At 36.5% G+C, this 17,377-nt stretch carries 17 protein-coding genes, 1 tRNA gene and 1 pseudogene; 7 read left to right on the top strand and 12 right to left on the bottom strand.

The genetic code is table 11. The annotated features are described in order from the left end of the window. Positions 1 to 39: 39 nt before the first annotated feature. The 5 genes from MRBLBA3_RS04890 to MRBLBA3_RS04870 all read right to left on the bottom strand — a co-directional run bounded on the left by MRBLBA3_RS04890 (position 40) and on the right by MRBLBA3_RS04870 (position 4,180). Positions 40 to 924: a DUF4047 domain-containing protein gene (locus tag MRBLBA3_RS04890; protein WP_363380000.1), complete on the bottom strand. Its 885-nt coding sequence runs from the start codon at positions 922 to 924 to the stop codon at positions 40 to 42. Positions 925 to 1,079: 155 nt separating this feature from the next. Beyond that, positions 1,080 to 1,670, bottom strand: coding sequence for a TasA family protein (locus MRBLBA3_RS04885; protein ID WP_363379998.1), 591 nt, complete (start codon positions 1,668 to 1,670; stop codon positions 1,080 to 1,082). Between the two features lie 63 nt (positions 1,671 to 1,733). Then, positions 1,734 to 2,303 carry a signal peptidase I SipW gene (sipW, locus tag MRBLBA3_RS04880; protein ID WP_363380167.1) on the bottom strand — a complete coding sequence of 190 codons (570 nt, stop codon included), beginning with the start codon at positions 2,301 to 2,303 and terminating at the stop codon, positions 1,734 to 1,736. Between the two features lie 202 nt (positions 2,304 to 2,505). Further along, on the bottom strand, positions 2,506 to 3,792 hold the full coding sequence (locus tag MRBLBA3_RS04875; protein WP_363379995.1) for a D-alanyl-D-alanine carboxypeptidase family protein: 1,287 nt from the start codon (positions 3,790 to 3,792) through the stop codon (positions 2,506 to 2,508). Positions 3,793 to 3,952: 160 nt separating this feature from the next. Then, on the bottom strand, positions 3,953 to 4,180 hold the full coding sequence (locus tag MRBLBA3_RS04870) for a hypothetical protein (protein WP_000251863.1): 228 nt from the start codon (positions 4,178 to 4,180) through the stop codon (positions 3,953 to 3,955). Positions 4,181 to 4,462: 282 nt separating this feature from the next. Here MRBLBA3_RS04870 and MRBLBA3_RS04865 point away from each other — a divergent pair, with 282 nt between their 5' ends. From MRBLBA3_RS04865 to MRBLBA3_RS04855, 3 genes are all read left to right on the top strand, one after another. Beyond that, the gene (locus MRBLBA3_RS04865) at positions 4,463 to 4,678 is read left to right on the top strand and encodes a hypothetical protein (protein ID WP_044741019.1); all 216 of its coding nucleotides are present in this window, start codon (positions 4,463 to 4,465) and stop codon (positions 4,676 to 4,678) included. Positions 4,679 to 4,870: 192 nt separating this feature from the next. Beyond that, a tRNA-Val gene (locus tag MRBLBA3_RS04860) sits at positions 4,871 to 4,943 on the top strand. 171 nt (positions 4,944 to 5,114) lie between these two features. Continuing rightward, the gene (locus MRBLBA3_RS04855) at positions 5,115 to 5,984 is read left to right on the top strand and encodes a tyrosine-type recombinase/integrase (protein WP_363379992.1); all 870 of its coding nucleotides are present in this window, start codon (positions 5,115 to 5,117) and stop codon (positions 5,982 to 5,984) included. A gap of 129 nt (positions 5,985 to 6,113) precedes the next feature. Here MRBLBA3_RS04855 and MRBLBA3_RS04850 read toward each other — a convergent pair whose 3' ends face one another. The 7 genes and pseudogenes from MRBLBA3_RS04850 to MRBLBA3_RS04820 all read right to left on the bottom strand — a co-directional run bounded on the left by MRBLBA3_RS04850 (position 6,114) and on the right by MRBLBA3_RS04820 (position 8,300). After that, positions 6,114 to 6,302 (bottom strand): hypothetical protein, encoded by a 189-nt coding sequence (locus tag MRBLBA3_RS04850; RefSeq protein ID WP_000516419.1) that lies wholly within the window; start codon positions 6,300 to 6,302, stop codon positions 6,114 to 6,116. Between the two features lie 50 nt (positions 6,303 to 6,352). Beyond that, positions 6,353 to 6,601, bottom strand: a complete 249-nt coding sequence (locus MRBLBA3_RS04845; protein ID WP_363379989.1) for a DUF4176 domain-containing protein — start codon at positions 6,599 to 6,601, stop codon at positions 6,353 to 6,355. 2 nt (positions 6,602 to 6,603) lie between these two features. Continuing rightward, the gene (locus tag MRBLBA3_RS04840) at positions 6,604 to 6,807 is read right to left on the bottom strand and encodes a hypothetical protein (RefSeq protein ID WP_000476182.1); all 204 of its coding nucleotides are present in this window, start codon (positions 6,805 to 6,807) and stop codon (positions 6,604 to 6,606) included. Positions 6,808 to 7,098: 291 nt separating this feature from the next. Further along, a pseudogene (locus MRBLBA3_RS04835) lies at positions 7,099 to 7,365 on the bottom strand (hypothetical protein); the annotation flags it as partial. A 134-nt stretch (positions 7,366 to 7,499) separates the two neighbouring features. After that, on the bottom strand, positions 7,500 to 7,682 hold the full coding sequence (locus tag MRBLBA3_RS04830; protein ID WP_001178300.1) for a DUF3976 domain-containing protein: 183 nt from the start codon (positions 7,680 to 7,682) through the stop codon (positions 7,500 to 7,502). 28 nt (positions 7,683 to 7,710) lie between these two features. Beyond that, complete coding sequence (locus MRBLBA3_RS04825) at positions 7,711 to 8,088, bottom strand: hypothetical protein (protein WP_001109920.1); 378 nt, start codon at positions 8,086 to 8,088, stop codon at positions 7,711 to 7,713. A 2-nt stretch (positions 8,089 to 8,090) separates the two neighbouring features. Further along, a complete protein-coding gene (locus MRBLBA3_RS04820) occupies positions 8,091 to 8,300 on the bottom strand; it encodes a helix-turn-helix transcriptional regulator (RefSeq protein WP_363379986.1) in 210 nt (69 codons plus the stop codon). Between the two features lie 825 nt (positions 8,301 to 9,125). Here MRBLBA3_RS04820 and odhA point away from each other — a divergent pair. From odhA to MRBLBA3_RS04800, 4 genes are all read left to right on the top strand, one after another. After that, positions 9,126 to 11,993, top strand: coding sequence for a 2-oxoglutarate dehydrogenase E1 component (odhA, locus tag MRBLBA3_RS04815; protein WP_363379984.1), 2,868 nt, complete (start codon positions 9,126 to 9,128; stop codon positions 11,991 to 11,993). Positions 11,994 to 12,122: 129 nt separating this feature from the next. Further along, on the top strand, positions 12,123 to 13,382 hold the full coding sequence (odhB, locus tag MRBLBA3_RS04810) for a 2-oxoglutarate dehydrogenase complex dihydrolipoyllysine-residue succinyltransferase (protein WP_000569917.1): 1,260 nt from the start codon (positions 12,123 to 12,125) through the stop codon (positions 13,380 to 13,382). 125 nt (positions 13,383 to 13,507) lie between these two features. Next, the gene (locus MRBLBA3_RS04805) at positions 13,508 to 15,427 is read left to right on the top strand and encodes a putative thiazole-containing bacteriocin maturation protein (RefSeq protein ID WP_212089683.1); all 1,920 of its coding nucleotides are present in this window, start codon (positions 13,508 to 13,510) and stop codon (positions 15,425 to 15,427) included. Beyond that, positions 15,424 to 17,373, top strand: a complete 1,950-nt coding sequence (locus tag MRBLBA3_RS04800) for a TOMM precursor leader peptide-binding protein (protein WP_363379980.1) — start codon at positions 15,424 to 15,426, stop codon at positions 17,371 to 17,373. Before MRBLBA3_RS04805 ends, MRBLBA3_RS04800 begins: the two co-directional genes overlap by 4 nt. Positions 17,374 to 17,377 lie beyond the last annotated feature (4 nt).

The following is a 17,377-nucleotide window of genomic DNA, read 5'->3' as shown; positions in this document are numbered from 1 at the left end:
TATACCTTCCGAAATGCTGCTGTATTTTACTTGCTATTCCTATTTCTTCTGTTCTTCTTGTTTCTTGCTCTCTTCTAACTTTTTCGCTTCTTCCTGTTTCTTGCTCTCTTCTAGCTTTTTCGCTTCTTCTTGTTTCTTACTTTCCTCTAGCTTTTTCGCTTCTTCTTGCTTCTTACTTTCCTCTAGTTTTTTCGCTTCTTCTTGCTTCTTACTTTCCTCTAGCTTTTTCGCTTCTTCTTGCTTCTTACTTTCCTCTAGCTTTTCCGCTTCTTCTTGCTTCTTACTCTCTTCTAGCTTTTTCGCTTCTTCCTGCTTCTTACTCTCTTCTAGCTTTTTCGCTTCTTCCTGCTTCTTACTCTCTTCTAGGTTCTTTTTCTTTTCTGTTTCATCTACTAATAATTTCTCAAAAGCTTGAATTTGTTTATCAATTACCTGTAAATTAACCTCTTTATCAACATACTCACAGTTTTCTTTCACTATATGAAAACCAGCATTCACATAAGAGAATACTTGCTTAGTGGATTCACTTTTATTTTCCTTTAACTCTTCTTTCACTTCGTTATACGGATTTTCTATTGATACATATACTTTTTGTAACAGTTCTCTCTCCGCAACAATTTTCTCACGTCCTTGTTTCCACGTAGCAAGTGTCTGTTCTAGCTCTTGAGTGGAAGTGAAAGTTAATTTTGATTTCATCTCTCCATACTCATGCAAAATAACTTCCTTATGCTGATTAGCTTGCTTTGTTAACTGATCAACTGTTTTTGGAAAAATACTTGCTGTAGAAATAGTAGCCTGCACTTTCGTCTCATGAATGAAAGCTGCTTCGGTATAAGTCATCATTTGAGAACCTAAATAAAAAGTAATAGAGCACAAACATGGCAATATAAGCATCTTTTTGAATTTACGAGGTGCCTTAAGCATTTTAATCTCTCCTATCGAACAACTTGTTCTTTATCAAGAACTATAACTTTATTATAATAAAGTGAATTACAAAATGAAATACAAATTATGTTTCTTTTTACATTTCCCGTTTAGCACAAAAAAAGACTACTTTTGATAGTCTCTTTTCAGTATGATTATTTCTTCTCCACACCATCGCCTTGTTGTGCCTCAAATGTCCATTTTAATTGAAGTTTATCACCTTGGAATTCATTTTGATTTTCATTTTTATTTTTGAAGTGGAATTTCACTTTAAATGAATCACTAGTTCCTGCTTCAATACCTTTCTCAGGCGACAGCCAACTTACTATATCATTTTCTGCAGCAGTCATTGTTGTACTCTTCAACTCTTTTAATGTCATTCTCTTAATTACGTCCTCATGTTTATCAATATTTTTTAAGAAAACTACTTCAATGTCTTCACCAAAGTCTCTCTTATTATCCTTCTTCACATCTTCTACATCATACTCCGTATTTAATAATACTTTTTTAATATCTAATGTACCTTTATTCTCTAATGTAAACTCTTTTTCAATTGTATCACCTGGTTTTAAATTATCCACTTTCACAATTGTTGATGGGTTCAGCGCTAAATCCAATGTCCCAGACGCAAATGTATTATTTGACACTTCTTTATCGCTAAAGAATGCAAATGTTCCTCCACCAACTAATGCTGCTCCTAGTACTGCTGATGCGATGCCCATCCCTAATCTTTTCTTTAAAGTCATGTCCAAATCCCCCATAATATATATATTTGTTAATTTCCTAGTAGGAAATTATAACTACGATAACTAGACGGATTGTTCTACTTTTTTATCTTTCTTTTCTCCGTCGATGCTACGAATAGCGCCAAAAATAGAAATCGCGGAATAGCCAAGTAAAAAGACTCCTGGAATAATAAGAAGTAATGCTGATCCCGCTTTTGAACTCGCATAATTCAGTCCATAACCAAGGTATGGAACTGTAATATCTACATATTTTCCGATTACATTCTCTGCAAGTACTGGTGCTAAATCTGGTCCGTTGTTGTTATCCCCTTTTGTTTCATACATTACTTTTCCGTTTATATCTTTCACACCGATAATACGGTGAGTGACAATTTTGTTTTCTTTCTCTTTAAACGTAATAACATCACCTTTTTGATATTTAGAACCATCTTTCGTTGGCTCTATCGCAATGATTGACCCTGTCAAAAATGTTGGTTCCATCGATCCTGAAAGAACGCTCTTAAATTGATATCCCATCACTGTTGGATCACCACCACTCGCTTTTGAAGAAATAACTACAAAAGCTAAACAAACCATTACCGCAAATAAAACAAATGAGATAACGTTGCTAATCACTTTCCAAATTAATTTCATCATCTCTCTCCCTCTCCGGTGTTTTATATTATTTGAAGTATGCAATATCCACCTTTGTTCTCTAGCAAGAACACAACTAAATAATATAACGAACAGTAGAGGAATGCAATAAGAAAATTTACAATTATTAGTTATCTTAAAGGGGTATATTAACGCAAAAAAGACCGTGACAAAATCTCATCACAGTCTCCATATTAGCTATTTACTTCTCTTCTGATTTCATGCCTTGGTTATTTCGGCGCAGCACTACATATAAAATCGCTCCAAATAATACAATCGCACCTATCCCAACACTTATCACTTTCACATTTGATTCCTTTACTTCAGGTTCAACTGTATCTTTTTTAGGCATCGCAAAAGTAACATCTTCTTTTGAAAGAACATTTATCGTCGCAATCGTTTGATTATTCTTCGTAATATCAACTGCACCAACTACCTCACCACGGTGGATTCCTTTATGATACAACGAATCTTTATCTAATGAAGCCGCCCGGAAAGTCGTTCTCACATTTTTCCCTTCATCTTTCTTAAGCATAAGTTCTACACTTTTTTCAAGTTCACTATCAATATCTTTATTTAAATACGTTGTCTTTTGATGCCAACTATGTTTATCTAGTACAGTTTGCTTCGTAAATTGCCCAAAAGAATATTCCGCCATCTGCTTCAAATCTTCATAAATTTCAGGTCTTTGAGAAGCCATTACTACATTTATAATACGATTACCATCCTTCTCATTTAATAAAACGAGCGTATTGCGCGCTTCATTCGTAAATCCTGTCTTACCACCAATGCTATATGGATTTTCAAAATAAGTAGACTTATTAAAAATAGACACTGTTTGCGTAGATGTCGTAACCGTCGTTCTTTTCGTATTCATCGCTTGTAAAATTTCGGGATACTTTTGTACACCTCTTGTAATCATTGCCATATCATACGGCGTCGTATAATGATTTGGATCATGCAACCCATTCGGCGTTACAAAATGGCTATCTTTAGCCCCTAATTGCTTCGCCTTTTCATTCATCATATTGGCGAAATTTTCAACACTTCCTCCAATACGCTCCGCAATCGCATACGACACATCATTTGCACTCAGCACCATTAAAATCATAAGTGCGGTATTTCTATTAATAGTCTCACCAGGTTGAAACTCAATTTGATAATTACTCTTCTCTTGATCTAATGCTAATTGTGAAAACGTGAATTGATCCTCTGGCTTCGTATGCTCCATCAGTAAAATCGCCGTTAACACTTTTGTCATACTAGCAGGAAACGCACGATGATGTGCATTTTTGTCGTACAACACATCTCCTGTTTTTGCATCAATCGTAGTCGCAAACTGACTAAAAACATTCGGCCCTTCCGCAGGCGGCGGTGCCACTTGCTCCGGATTTACCCCAATATTCGTCTCAGCATATAACGTCATAGGCGTCAAAAAAAATAAACAAATAACCGCAACAAAAACCGAAATTTTCTTAAAATTTACCATATGACTCTCCCTTTTCACTTTACTTTCACATTCTATAAAATAACTCTACCAATCTTCTCTATGTAAAATTTGTATTAAATTGGAAGAATATTCACTATTTTTTACTATATCACACCTTTACGATGAAGAACATAAATATACAATAAAAAATAAGAAGGAATTACTCTTTCTTATCCTTCTCATCAATCAACGAATCTATTAACTTTTGTCCAGCTTCCTCAGCCGTAATCTCATCCGTCATCCCCATAAACGACCAACCTTTAGAATCGACCCACTCAACAAACTCTTGCAAAAACTCATCATGCGTCACATCCACATCAAGAATCGATCCATTAATCGAAATCGTTCTATTTCTAGACACACGCATCTTAAACGTTTTTCTTACCATTACAATAATTCTCCCTCTACTCCTGAATATTTATAAATATCTTGTACTTCTTTTATACATGATTTCTTGAAAATTGTAAAAAGGATATATTGGCCAATTCGAATGCTGCAAATGAAAATCTATTATTATATAATCCTCAATCTACATTCATTTGGTCATAAATTACTAAATACATCCATATAAAAAAACAAACCAACTTACATTCTATCACACTAAATACACTTGACTTTAGTACAATAAAATAGAATATACTAGAAAAAACTTAAAATGAGGAGGAACTCCATGGCGCGTTGCACGTATTGTAAAACGAAGTGGAAAGTAAAAGATGTATGGTCACTTCTCATAACATTTGAAAAAGATTGTCCGTATTGCTTCGGAAGACAATATATGTCTAATGATACCTTTCATCATGCTAACGCCGCTTTACCTTTGCTATTCTTATGTCCTTTACTTGTTGATCTAAGTGACGAAAATCCTTTAGATAAATATCGAAAATAATATAACCGCTACATTCAAAACCTACTTTCTATTCAGTTCTCTCCTTATTAATTCTCCCTTTATTCACTACTAATATACTTGCACATGCTCCCTCTTTAAAAACTTACTATAAAAATATTGTAAAATTTCAGTTAATTATATATAATTGCTTTAGCATAATGATTAAAGGTGCTACTACATAAGCATTTTGAAGATCCCGTAGCTCAGCAGGGAGAGCGCCACCTTGACAGGGTGGAGGTCGTGAGTTCGAGCCTCTCCGGGGTCATATAACCTAATAGTATCAAGGCTTGAGAGGGTATTCTCAAAAGCTAAAACTGTGGAGGTCTCCATCAGACACCACAAGTTAACAGAGGACTACTTCTAGTCAGCAAACCAGCTGGCTCAGGGGTAGTCCTCTTTTTTGTTTCCATAAAACTGAGAAAGGACTGAAAAGAAAATGCTACTTAAGTTTGCTATGAAGGATTTCAAAGAGGAAAAAGAGTTCGCTAATCTGTCTCCTCGTACAATTCAATCTTATATGGCTACAATGCATGAGTTCCAGATTTTCTGCTCTGAGAGAGAACTGATAGATACACGAGATATTAGAGAAGCAACTGTTAAGAGCTACCTCATGTATTGCCAAAAGACAAGAGGAAACAACGTAGTAACTAGAAATACCAAGCTTCACCATCTCAAGATTTTCTTTAACTATTTACAACATGAGGAGATTATCGCTGAGAAAGAAAACCCTATTCGTAAAATGAAGCTGGCTAAAGAGGAAATAAAAATTGAAGTCTTTCAAGATGAACATATCAAACAGATGCTTCGCTACTATAGGAGGCTGAAAGCAAGAAATAAAAGCTTCTACGCTTATCGAGATCACACTATTATAGTTTTCCTTTTAGGAACTGGCTCTAGATTAGGAGAGCTTATCAATATACGTTGGAATGAATTGGACTTGGTAAACCAAACAGTAACCCTATTCGGTAAAGCTCGTAAGCAGCAAACTGCCCCTCTCACGGACAAGCTTGTAAAAGAGCTTTGTGAGTACAAGGTGTTTGTAGAACGTGAGCTAGGTAAAACACCTGAGTACGTCTTTACTACTCGGGAAGGCACTCAGCTTACACCTAATGGTATCAAACTCATATTTAAGCGACTCAAGCAAGTAATGAACTTTAAAGATGTTCGCTTATCAGCTCATACTTTCCGTCATACTTTTGCTCATCGTTGCTTAATGGCTGAAACCAGTGAGATAACTCTTGGGACTACTGTTTATTTAGCACAGATCCCCAGTTTTACCTACAGTAATCCCCCTCGGATATCCTAATTTAATGATGCTCTACTTAGTAATTCTATACAAAAAATAAAGCAAGGATTTCTCCCTGCTTCTGTTAGTTTCTTTTATTGAGAAGATTAACCACCAATATTCTTATCTGCCATTCTATACAATTTATATCTATTTTGCCCTCTTCTTTTTTCGATTTCTAAATATAACCTCTAACACTACTACTGTGGTGAATCCTACAGTTAGTTGTAAACCTGTAAACAGCAGTTTATCATTTAGAGGAATATCAGGTGCACTCCACAGTAGTACCGGAGGGATAAGTATACCTATGATTACAAGAGTTCTCATTATCTTTCCCATTTTGTTTCCCCTATCGTGTTTTTAAAATCTATATGTATTTTTCAATCTTTTTACAATTCTACTAACCTCTCACGTAAAACTAATTCACTCTCATTCAAATACCCTCTATGTATTTCCTCTACAATCTTATCATGATTAAAGCATAACACTTTTTCATCACCTAAATAACCAACCGGATAAAGAACCCCTACATAATCAAAATCACGTTTATCTGCTGAAATGACCATTCTTCCAATAATCATAACAGGTCGGTTTAGATCTTTTAGCTTTACAACTGAACCAATCGGGAAAAGCTCCATCGTCATTCTCCGTTCTTTTTAGATATATTCTTCGACTTGTTACTCAAAATTTCTAATAGATAGGAAATTCCAATACCTATTCCACCAATAATCAATGCTGCAATAGCTGTTAAAAACCTTTTTTCCATTGGCTGCGGAAAAAAGAATGAAGAAAAAAATAAAACCGCGGTAAAAATATACATCAAAATACGTCCTTGTTTAAACATGTGTGATTACTCCTTTTTTTCAAGTTTCAAGAAAAAACCTCCTCCAAAACCTTCGTATGATGCATAAAAACCTTTCTCTTGACCCATGTGAAGCTTATACCCATAAATCCCTACTCCCAATTCTAAGCGGATTGTTATATCGTGATCACTGAAATACGGAATAATATCCGGAACATCAATTTTCTCTAAAAGCAATTCATACTTGCGCGAACTATATTCCGCACCTACCTTCGCTGTATACTCATCATAACCTACAATACTACTAAAATCGTGCATTTTTTGAGTTACAGTTATATCTTCCATTACTTCTGTTTTTTCTTGTAATATGTTGGATTCGCTATTTTTAGTAGGTTGTTTGCTCGTTTCAATTTTCTTTGTCACTTCGCCAAGCTTTTGCCCGACTTCTTCTACTTTGACAGGTTCATTCGTAACGTAGTATTCCTGGCCCTCCCATACTAACATAGGTGGCACTTGTTCTCGTTTGTTACATATTATGTAAGTAATACTAGCCATAAATAGTAGACATACTGCTATGAAGAAGATAGCTTTTTTATTCATATACTATTCTCCTTACCTATCATTTTATTGGATTATATGATATACAGAATAAATAGCAAATGGGTTTTATGGTAATTTTTGTTTTATTTTTCAAAAAGAAAAACCTTACAAAAGTAAGGTTCCATTTTTAAATTCTATAGTGACTGATTTATTAAAACGATCATTACGATAATCGCTATAAACATAACAACTAGACAGCCGATCATTTTATAAAATCCTCTTTTCGTTAACGTCCCGCCTTGAACGTCTTTACGAATAAATAAGAATACGGCTAAAAATAATACAAGCCCAATACCAAAAGCATACATCATTTGCATATGTTAATCTTCCTTTCTCTCTTCCATCTTAATATCTTTTCGATAAAACAACAAATGAGATAAAAACTGTACTCATCGTGAGTGCCATAAGTATATTCAATAATTCAACCGCAGATAGTGTAATTACTTTTAAGTTCAAACCAATAGAGAAAAGAAGATAATATGCTGTTAGCGCAAAAAAGCTGAAGAACATCCCTTTATAACGAATGAGTTTCATTCGCTCATCTTTTTCCTTAAATTGCGGGTGCAAGTAGCTTAGGCAGAAACACATAATCATCATTGCAAGCACGGTATAAGTTGGAATTGGCGGTGCTGAATGGGTCATTATACCTGCTAGTATCATAAATCCACTCATAATTAAAAAGATAATTCCCATAATAACAAAGTACTTTTGTGAATAATTCATCCTTACTCCTCCTCTTCTTTTGCTTCATAAATAAATACATGTTCTATCGTTGTTTGAAATGTTTTCGCTATTTCAAATGCTAATGGAAGTGATGGATCATATTTCCCTTTTTCAATTGAAATGATGGTTTGTCTCGAAACCCCAAGTTTCTCAGCCAATTTCTCTTGAGATAGTCCAAATTTTTTTCGGTATTCGATCATTTTATTTTTCAAGGAAATTTCTCCCTCCTCCCTTATATCGAGTATATATGTAAAGGAAGCTTTACGTCAAGGTTCCTTTACATTCATTTAGATTATTTTGCATTCTATTTATATAGAAGAAACTTTTTCAACTTAATCATGTCTATTTTGAAATGAAACATGGAACAATGTATATATCCGTTACTATATCTCCTCCCCACTTTTGTGAAAATTTAATATCTCCATATTTGTTTTATCCTTTTAAACTATTTCATTCTTCTCCTTATTAGATGAAATGCGCTATTGTTTTTACGTTGTTTTTCGCCATATTTATAGAAACTAACGGTTTATGAACCATTTTTTATGTTTAGCCACTTTTTTTGTAGAAATCCTTCATTTTCCTTTCGATATTTAACACTATCGAAATAAAGTTTACGCTAAATTCATAATTTTTTATTTTTTATACTATATTCCGTTATATTGTTGTATAATATCAATGAAAGCGCTTATTATTTCAATATACATAATTCAAACTAATATTTATCGAAACATTCTAATAACTTTACTTATATTTAAATGCAACAATTATAGTCATTAATGTAGGTATACCAAATATATCCACCTCATTTTTCTGTAAAATTACTTTATAACATGAAAGATTAACTTGGGTGATAAGTTATTGTGAATGTTTTTTTACAAAACAGATAAGTAATAGTGTTTGGTATTATGTAAATTATTGTAATAACATAAGAGTAAAGATAAAATTTACATTAATTTTTAGTTCATCAATTATTGAAAAAGAGCAAAATGCACCTTTTGTATAGGAAAAGGATTATATGCATTGGGAGGTTTAAACAAATGACGAGGAAGAATACAACGACAAACCCTTGGGCCAAGTTCCATGGTCCGAACCTTGGTTATGTTATTGAACAGTATGATCTTTACGTAACTGGAGCAGGTTCTGTTGATCCGGAATTACAAGAGCTTTTTGAAATTTTTGGAGCTCCTTCGTTTCAAGATGATGTCGTAACAGGGGACAACACAGCAACACATTTTTCTCCTCAAAACACAGGGAACATTGAAAAGATTCTTAAAGTCGTTCAACTTGTTGAACAGATTCGTTCTTTCGGGCATACGTTGGCTCACATCAATCCGATGGAAGATGCTGCAAATGGACAATCTCTTCTTGAAAAAGCATTGAACGAACTGAGCGATGCTGATTTGAAAGCGATTCCAGCTAAAACAGTATGGCAAGATGCACCAGAGGGTATTCACACTGCACTTGATGTAATTCATAGATTAAAAGACGTTTATACAAAATCTTTAGCTTATGAATTCTCACATATACAAGATAGTGAAGAACGCGCGTGGTTGCATCAAATGGTGGAATCAAATTCATTGCGTCAACCATTATCAAATAAAAAACGAACTGCTCTTTTAAAACGTTTAACAGCTGTTGAAGGTTTCGAGCAATTCTTGCATAAAACATTCGTTGGTCAAAAACGTTTCTCTATCGAGGGCGTTGATATGCTTGTACCTGTACTAGATGAAATTGTTTCAGAAGGTGCTAAAGGCGGCGTTGAAGATGTCATGATTGGTATGGCTCACCGTGGTCGTCTAAGCGTACTCGCTCACGTACTAGAAAAACCATATGCTCACATGTTTGCTGAGTTCAAACATGCAAAAATAGAAGGTGCAGTGGCAAATGCTGGCTGGACTGGCGACGTGAAATACCATTTAGGTAGAGAGCAAGTCGTTGGTAATGAAGAAGTTAGCACTCGCGTTACATTAGCAAATAACCCGAGTCATCTTGAGTTCGTTAACCCTGTTGTTGAAGGTTTCGCACGTGCAGCTCAAGAGAATCGTAAAAAATCTGGTCTTCCAGAACAAGATACTTCAAAATCATTCGTAATTTTAGTTCATGGTGATGCTGCATTCCCTGGTCAAGGTGTTGTGTCTGAAACACTCAACTTAAGCAGATTAAATGCATACCAAACTGGCGGAACGATTCATGTTATCGCTAATAATGCAGTCGGCTTTACGACTGATAGCTATGATTCTCGTTCTACTAAATATTCAAGCGACCTTGCAAAAGGTTTCGATATCCCGATTGTTCACGTAAACGCTGATGATCCGGAAGCTTGTCTTGCTGCTGCTAACCTTGCGATCCAATATCGTACGTTGTTCAAAAAAGACTTCTTAATCGATTTAATCGGTTACCGCCGATATGGTCATAACGAAATGGATGATCCAGCAGTTACGCAACCACAAGTGTACAAAAAAATTAAAAATCACCCAACTGTAAGAGCAATTTATGCAGATCAATTACAATCTGCTGGCGTTCTGAATGCAGATGAGATTGAAACAATTACTCAGTTTATACAAGAGGAATTAAAGGCTGAATACGCACAAGTGCCACCAGCTGATACGAGTGCTGCAACAATTCACGTAAAAGTTCCAGAGGTTGTTGCAAAAGGAATTCAACCGATTGACACTGGTATTTCAATTGACTCACTTCGTGCAATTAATGAAGGACTATTATCTTGGCCTGAAGGCTTTAACGTATATCCAAAAGTGAAGAAAATTCTTGAGCGCCGTAAAGATGCTCTTGAAGAGAACGGTAAAATTGAATGGGCACTTGCTGAGTCGTTAGCATTCGCTTCTATCTTACAAGAAGGCACGCCAATTCGTTTAACTGGTCAAGATTCACAGCGTGGTACATTCGCGCACCGTCATATCGTATTACACGATACTGATACAAACGAAACATATTCACCATTACACCGTTTACCGAACATTAACGCATCATTCTCTGTTCATAACAGTCCATTATCAGAGGCTGCTGTTGTTGGTTATGAATATGGTTATAACGTATTTGCTCCAGAGACTCTTGTTATGTGGGAAGCTCAATATGGTGACTTCTCAAATACTGCGCAAGCATTATTTGATCAATATGTTTCAGCAGGAAGAGCAAAATGGGGTCAAAAATCTGGTTTAGTTCTTCTATTACCACACGGTTATGAAGGTCAAGGGCCAGAACACTCTAGTGCACGTCCAGAGCGTTTCTTACAATTAGCTGCTGAGAACAACTGGACAGTTGCAAACTTAACGAGCGCGGCACAATACTTCCATATTTTACGTCGTCAAGCATCTATCTTAGGAACAGAAGCTGTTCGACCGTTAGTGCTTATGACGCCAAAGAGTTTATTACGTCATCCACTTACGCTTTCAACTGCTAGTCAGTTAAGCGAAGGACGTTTCCAACCTGCTTTAGAACAAGAAAACCTTGGTACAAAACCAAATAAAGTAAAACGTCTTGTTTTAAGTACAGGTAAAATGGCGATTGACTTAGCTGCAGAAATTGAGTCTGGAAAACATGAGTACAACTTAGATGAAGTTCATGTTGTTCGTATTGAACAGTTGTATCCATTCCCTGCTGAAAAAGTTCAATCTATTATTAAACGCTTTAAAAACTTAGAAGAAATTATTTGGGTTCAAGAAGAACCTCGTAATATGGGCGCATGGCATTACATGGCTCCAATTCTGTTCGAACTAGCTGGAGATAAAGTGAAAACAGGTTACATTGGACGCCCGGATCGTTCTAGCCCATCTGGTGGCGATCCATTCGCTCACAAAGCTGAGCAAGAACTAATTGTTGCACACGCTTTAGATGTGAAGTACAACTTCCGTCAAGATAAACAAGAAATTGAAGTTTTCAGCAACTGAAAATAACAATGAGTTTTTCCGGCTCGACTTGGGCAGAGTATCTGCCCAAGTCGAGCTAACAAATGGAGATTACCGAAGATTAAAGAAGACAAAACACACCGTTAGGCAAATAAGGGGAGGACATTTAAAATGATCGAAATTAAAGTACCTGAGCTTGCAGAATCTATTACCGAAGGAACTATCTCACAATGGCTTATCAACGTAGGCGACAAAGTTGAGAAAGGTGGCAGCGTTGTTGAGCTTGAGACTGACAAAGTCAATGTAGAAATCATTGCAGAAGATTCAGGTATTGTATCGAAGTTACTAGGCGAACCTGGGGATACAGTTGAAGTTGGCGCAACTATCGCAATTTTAGATGCAAACGGAGCACCAGTTGCAGTAAGTACACCTGCACCATTGGCTGAGCAACCAAAACAAGAAACTACTGAAGCACCGAAAGCAGAAGCTCCAAGTGCTGAACAAAATAAAGCGTTGCAAGGTTTACCAAATACAAATCGTCCTATCGCATCACCAGCTGCTCGCAAAATGGCTCGTGAATTAGGAATCGACTTAAACGATGTACGCAGCACAGATCCACTTGGACGTGTGAGACCACATGATGTACAAGCTCATGCTGCAGCACCAACAGAAGCACCAGCTGCTCCAAAAAGTCCAGCTCCTGCTCCAGTTGCAAAAACTGAATTCGAAAAACCAGTTGAGCGTGTGAAAATGTCCCGCCGCCGTCAAACAATTGCAAAACGTCTTGTAGAAGTTCAACAAACATCTGCAATGTTAACAACATTTAACGAAGTTGATATGAGTGCGATCATGGAATTACGTAAAGAACGCAAAGATGCTTTCGAGAAAAAACATGATGTGCGTCTTGGCTTCATGTCATTCTTCACAAAAGCAGTTGTTGCAGCATTAAAACAATTCCCATTATTAAATGCTGAAATTCAAGGCGATGAGCTTATCATTAAAAAATTCTATGATATCGGTATTGCAGTAGCAGCTCCAGATGGATTAGTTGTTCCAGTTGTACGTGATGCTAACCAATTGAACTTCGCTGAAATTGAAAGCGAGATTCGTAATTTAGGTCTAAAAGCACGTGATAACAAACTTTCATTAAAAGAGCTACAAGGTGGTACATTTACAATTACAAACGGTGGTGTATTCGGTTCTCTAATGTCTACACCAATCCTAAATAGCCCACAAGTAGGTATTCTAGGAATGCATAAAATCCAAGTACGTCCAGTTGCGATTGATAACGAGCGTATGGAAAACCGTCCGATGATGTACCTTGCACTATCTTACGATCACCGTATTGTTGATGGTAAAGAAGCAGTTAGCTTCCTTGTTGCTGTTAAAGATATGCTTGAAGATCCAAAATCATTATTATTAGAAGGTTGATAGATTATTAATCTATTAAAGGCTGTAGAATGAATCATTCTACAGCCTTTTTTTATTGTGTTCATACGGGACAAATCACACTACATAGACTAATAATGTATGCCTAAAGCGTAAGGGGGATAAACATGAATAACCTTCCAGTTCATGCAAAACTTAAAGCAAATAAGGATACTTTCTTCCTCCCCGATTCAAACGGGGGTGTTTACTTTCGAAATAACTCCAGTTCATTCCGTATGGATGGTGATGGAATTTATGACTGGATTGAGAAATTAATGCCTATGTTTAACGGTAATCATTCTTTGACAGAAATAACCGATGGTCTCCCTCTCCCCTATCAAAATCGTGTATTTGAAATTGGAGAGATTTTATATGAAAATGGTTTCGTCCGTGATGTAAGTCAAGATGCTCCTCATGAATTAAACAGTGCGTTACTCGACAGGTACGCTTCTCAAATTGAATTTTTAGAAGCCGATTCTCATTCAGGCGCTTTAAAATTCGAGACGTATCGTGCGGCAAATGTCCTTATAATTGGTTCTGGGGATATGCTTACTTCCTTAGTTTCTTCTTTACTAGAATCCGGATTACCTAAATTTCATTACCTTGTCACAGATTATACGGAAACAAATTACGACCGAATTCATGAACTAGTAGAACGTGCATATGAACTTGATGACAATGTAATTATTCAAGAAATAGATACGACAATGGATCGTCCTTTACATGAAGTATTCGAGCCTTTCGACTGGATTTTATACGTTTCTCAAAATGGAGATATTGAAAGTTTAAGAGCAATACATGCTATTTGTAGAGATGAGGGGAAAAATTTCATACCAGCTATTTGCTTATCAAGGGTCGGTTTAGCTGGTCCCGTCGTAATAGCAGATCGTGAAGAATGCTGGGAATCCGCATGGCATCGTCTACACGAAACTACTTTACAAAATGAAAATCCGCCCGAGCCGTTCTCACCAATTACATCTGCAATGTTAGCAAATATTATCGTTTTTGAATTATTTAAACATGTCGCTGACGATTTACACCGGCAGCATAATCCTCAATTCTTTTTATTAAACTTTGAAACACTTGAAGGAAAGTGGCACCCTTTTATAAAGCATCTTCTCGCAACCGATGAAACCTTTACAATTGATACAGTGCAAAATCTTCAAGAAAACCTTGCCCATCGTTCTGGACAATATACTTCAACTGAACTTTTTCGTTTTTTTGATACATTAACTTCTAAAGAAGCTGGCATATTCCACATGTGGGATGAACAAGATTTGCACCAATTACCTTTATCACAATGCTATATTCAAGTTGCAAATCCATTATCAGACGGACCTACCTCTCCCCTTCCTACTATAACTTGTGGTGGTTTAACTCATAATGAAGCACGCCGCGAAGCTGGTTTAACAGGAGTTGAAACGTATGTAGCTGAAATGATTCATCGCCTTATCCCCGAACATACTGATATCGGTATTGGTGCTGGGGAAACGATGATAGAAGGTGTATACCGTGCACTGCAAAAACATTTAAATAATAAGTTGTGTGAACGCCAATCACATATGCTAGAAGAAGTTACAGAGCTTGATTTAACCGAAATTCATGATAAACATTGTAGGTTTTACTATGATGCTCTCTCTACAATTCATGAGATACCTAAAGTGGGAATGAGTGAGGAGTTACTCGGTTTTCCTGTCATTTGGATCGGTATAAATGATAGATGGTACGGTGCGGCAAATATTAATATAACATTGGCGTTAAGAAACGCTCTGCAACAAGCACTCCTTCATATTCAAAATGAAGAGATTCCTTATAAAGCTAATATTTTGCCAGAATCATCCGTTGTTTTATATAGTACGGATTCTGTTAGAGTAGCAATACAAGAAGAGGAAGAAATTCCAGGCGTACAGTCTTTACAAGTCGCCTTACAAAATTTAGCAGAAAATAATTTTTATCCATTTGTTTTTGATTTAGCTATTGAATCATTTTTAAGAGACAACTTAGACGGTGTATACGGGGTATTAATTGCAAAGGAGGACGGTCTATGATTCAAAATATATTACTTACAGGAGATGGCCTACTTGTAGACTATGTACATGATCAATTATGCAAACAATATTCCATCATTCGCCAACATACAATTACAGACGAAATGCCTGAAAATATTCACCTCGCTCTCGTATTACATGACGGCTCTCCTTCTACTATTCATCATGATGCTGAGCTGACATTTCGTTCGAACCATATTCCGTGGCTTCGTGCATTTACTTCATTTGGTGAAGGCGTTATCGGTCCTTACATTGACCCTCTTGCAACGGGATGTACCCATTGTGCCGATGGACGACGCTTTATCGCTGGATTTGATCAAAAAGAAATGTGGGAACTACAGCGGAAATATGCGTTAAAAGCGGATAACGAGACGAGGCGTGATGTACGCGCTACTCAAAATGGTATGTTACAAATGTGCCAGCTCATTCATGCTGAAACGGAGAAAATATTAGCTCACGGACATTCTTCTTTAGAAAATGAACTCATTTTACTAAACTTACAAACCCTGCAATGTATGCGGCATTCGTTCCTTCCAGATCCTCTCTGTCCTGTATGTAGTAATTTACCTAATGATACTGCGGATGCGGCAGAGATTTCTTTACAGCCGAGCTTAAAAACAAGTACTGAAGCGTATCGCTGTCGTTCTATTCATGAGCTAAACACATTTTTAACGAGAGACTATTTAGATTACCGGACTGGTATTTTGAATGGAAAAATGCAGCATTCTTTATTGCCATTTGCTGACGTCATTATAAACATGCCGTTACTGTTCGGAAATGAAGGTGTTGCAGGCCGAACTCATTCATTTGCACTGAGTGAGGCAACTGCTATTTTAGAAGGTTTAGAACGATATTGCGGTATGTCACCTCGCGGGAAAAAGACAAATGTGCATGGTAGTTTTCATGATTTAGAGGATCATGCACTGAATCCCCTCACACTCGGTGTACATACAAATGAACATTACAACCGTGATAGTTTTCCGTTTAAACCATTTGATCCTGATTATGAGCAAAACTGGGTATGGGGATATTCTTTATCACAAAACAGGCCCCTTTTAGTTCCAGAATCAATCGCTTATTATAGCCTCGGTCATCGAGATGCTTTCGTATATGAAACATCAAATGGATGTGCAATTGGTGGTAGTTTAGAAGAAGCAATTTTTCACGGCATTTTAGAAATTGTAGAGCGTGACGCCTTTTTACTCACTTGGTATACAGAATTACCTCTTCCCCGTCTTGATCTTAATTCAGCAAATGATACAGAATTACAATTAATGATCCAGCGGTTACACACGATTACGGGGTATGAATTATACGCTTTTAACGCGACGATGGAGCATGGTATCCCGAGCTTATGGGTCATTGCAAAAAATACACGTGAAAATGGAATGAACGTCGTTTGTGCGGGAGGCGCTCATTTAGACCCAATCCGTGCTCTAAAGAGTGCGATTCACGAAATAGCTGGCATGTTACTAATAACAGACGATGAGCTCCAGCAAAAAAGAGAGTATTACGAAAATTGCTTACAAGATTCTTATCTCGTTAATAAAATGGAAGACCATAGTATGCTGTACGGATTGAAAGAAGCGGAAGAACGTCTTCACTTCCTTTTACGTGAAAATGCTCCGGTGCAAACGTTTCAAGAAATGAGGGCATTACATTCATTTGATATGGATTTAACATCTGATCTTCATCAACTTTTAAACAGGTTACATCAATCTGGACTTGAAGTAATCGTTGTAGATCAAACCGTTCCTCTCATAGAAAAGAACGGATTACATTGTGTAAAAGTATTAATTCCAGGCATGCTTCCAATGACATTCGGACATCATCTCACTCGGATTACAGGACTGGATAGAGTGTATATCGTACCGATGACACTTGGATATATGGCTGAGCCTTTAACGAATGAACAATTAAATCCACATCCACACCCGTTTCCATAGTAAA

The sequence above is a fragment of the Bacillus sp. LBA3-1-1.1 genome (assembly GCF_040676495.1).
Lineage (GTDB): Bacteria > Bacillota > Bacilli > Bacillales > Bacillaceae_G > Bacillus_A > Bacillus_A nitratireducens.
The sequence above is the reverse complement of the archived record's forward strand: the minus strand, read 5'-3'. Positions and strand labels throughout refer to the sequence as shown.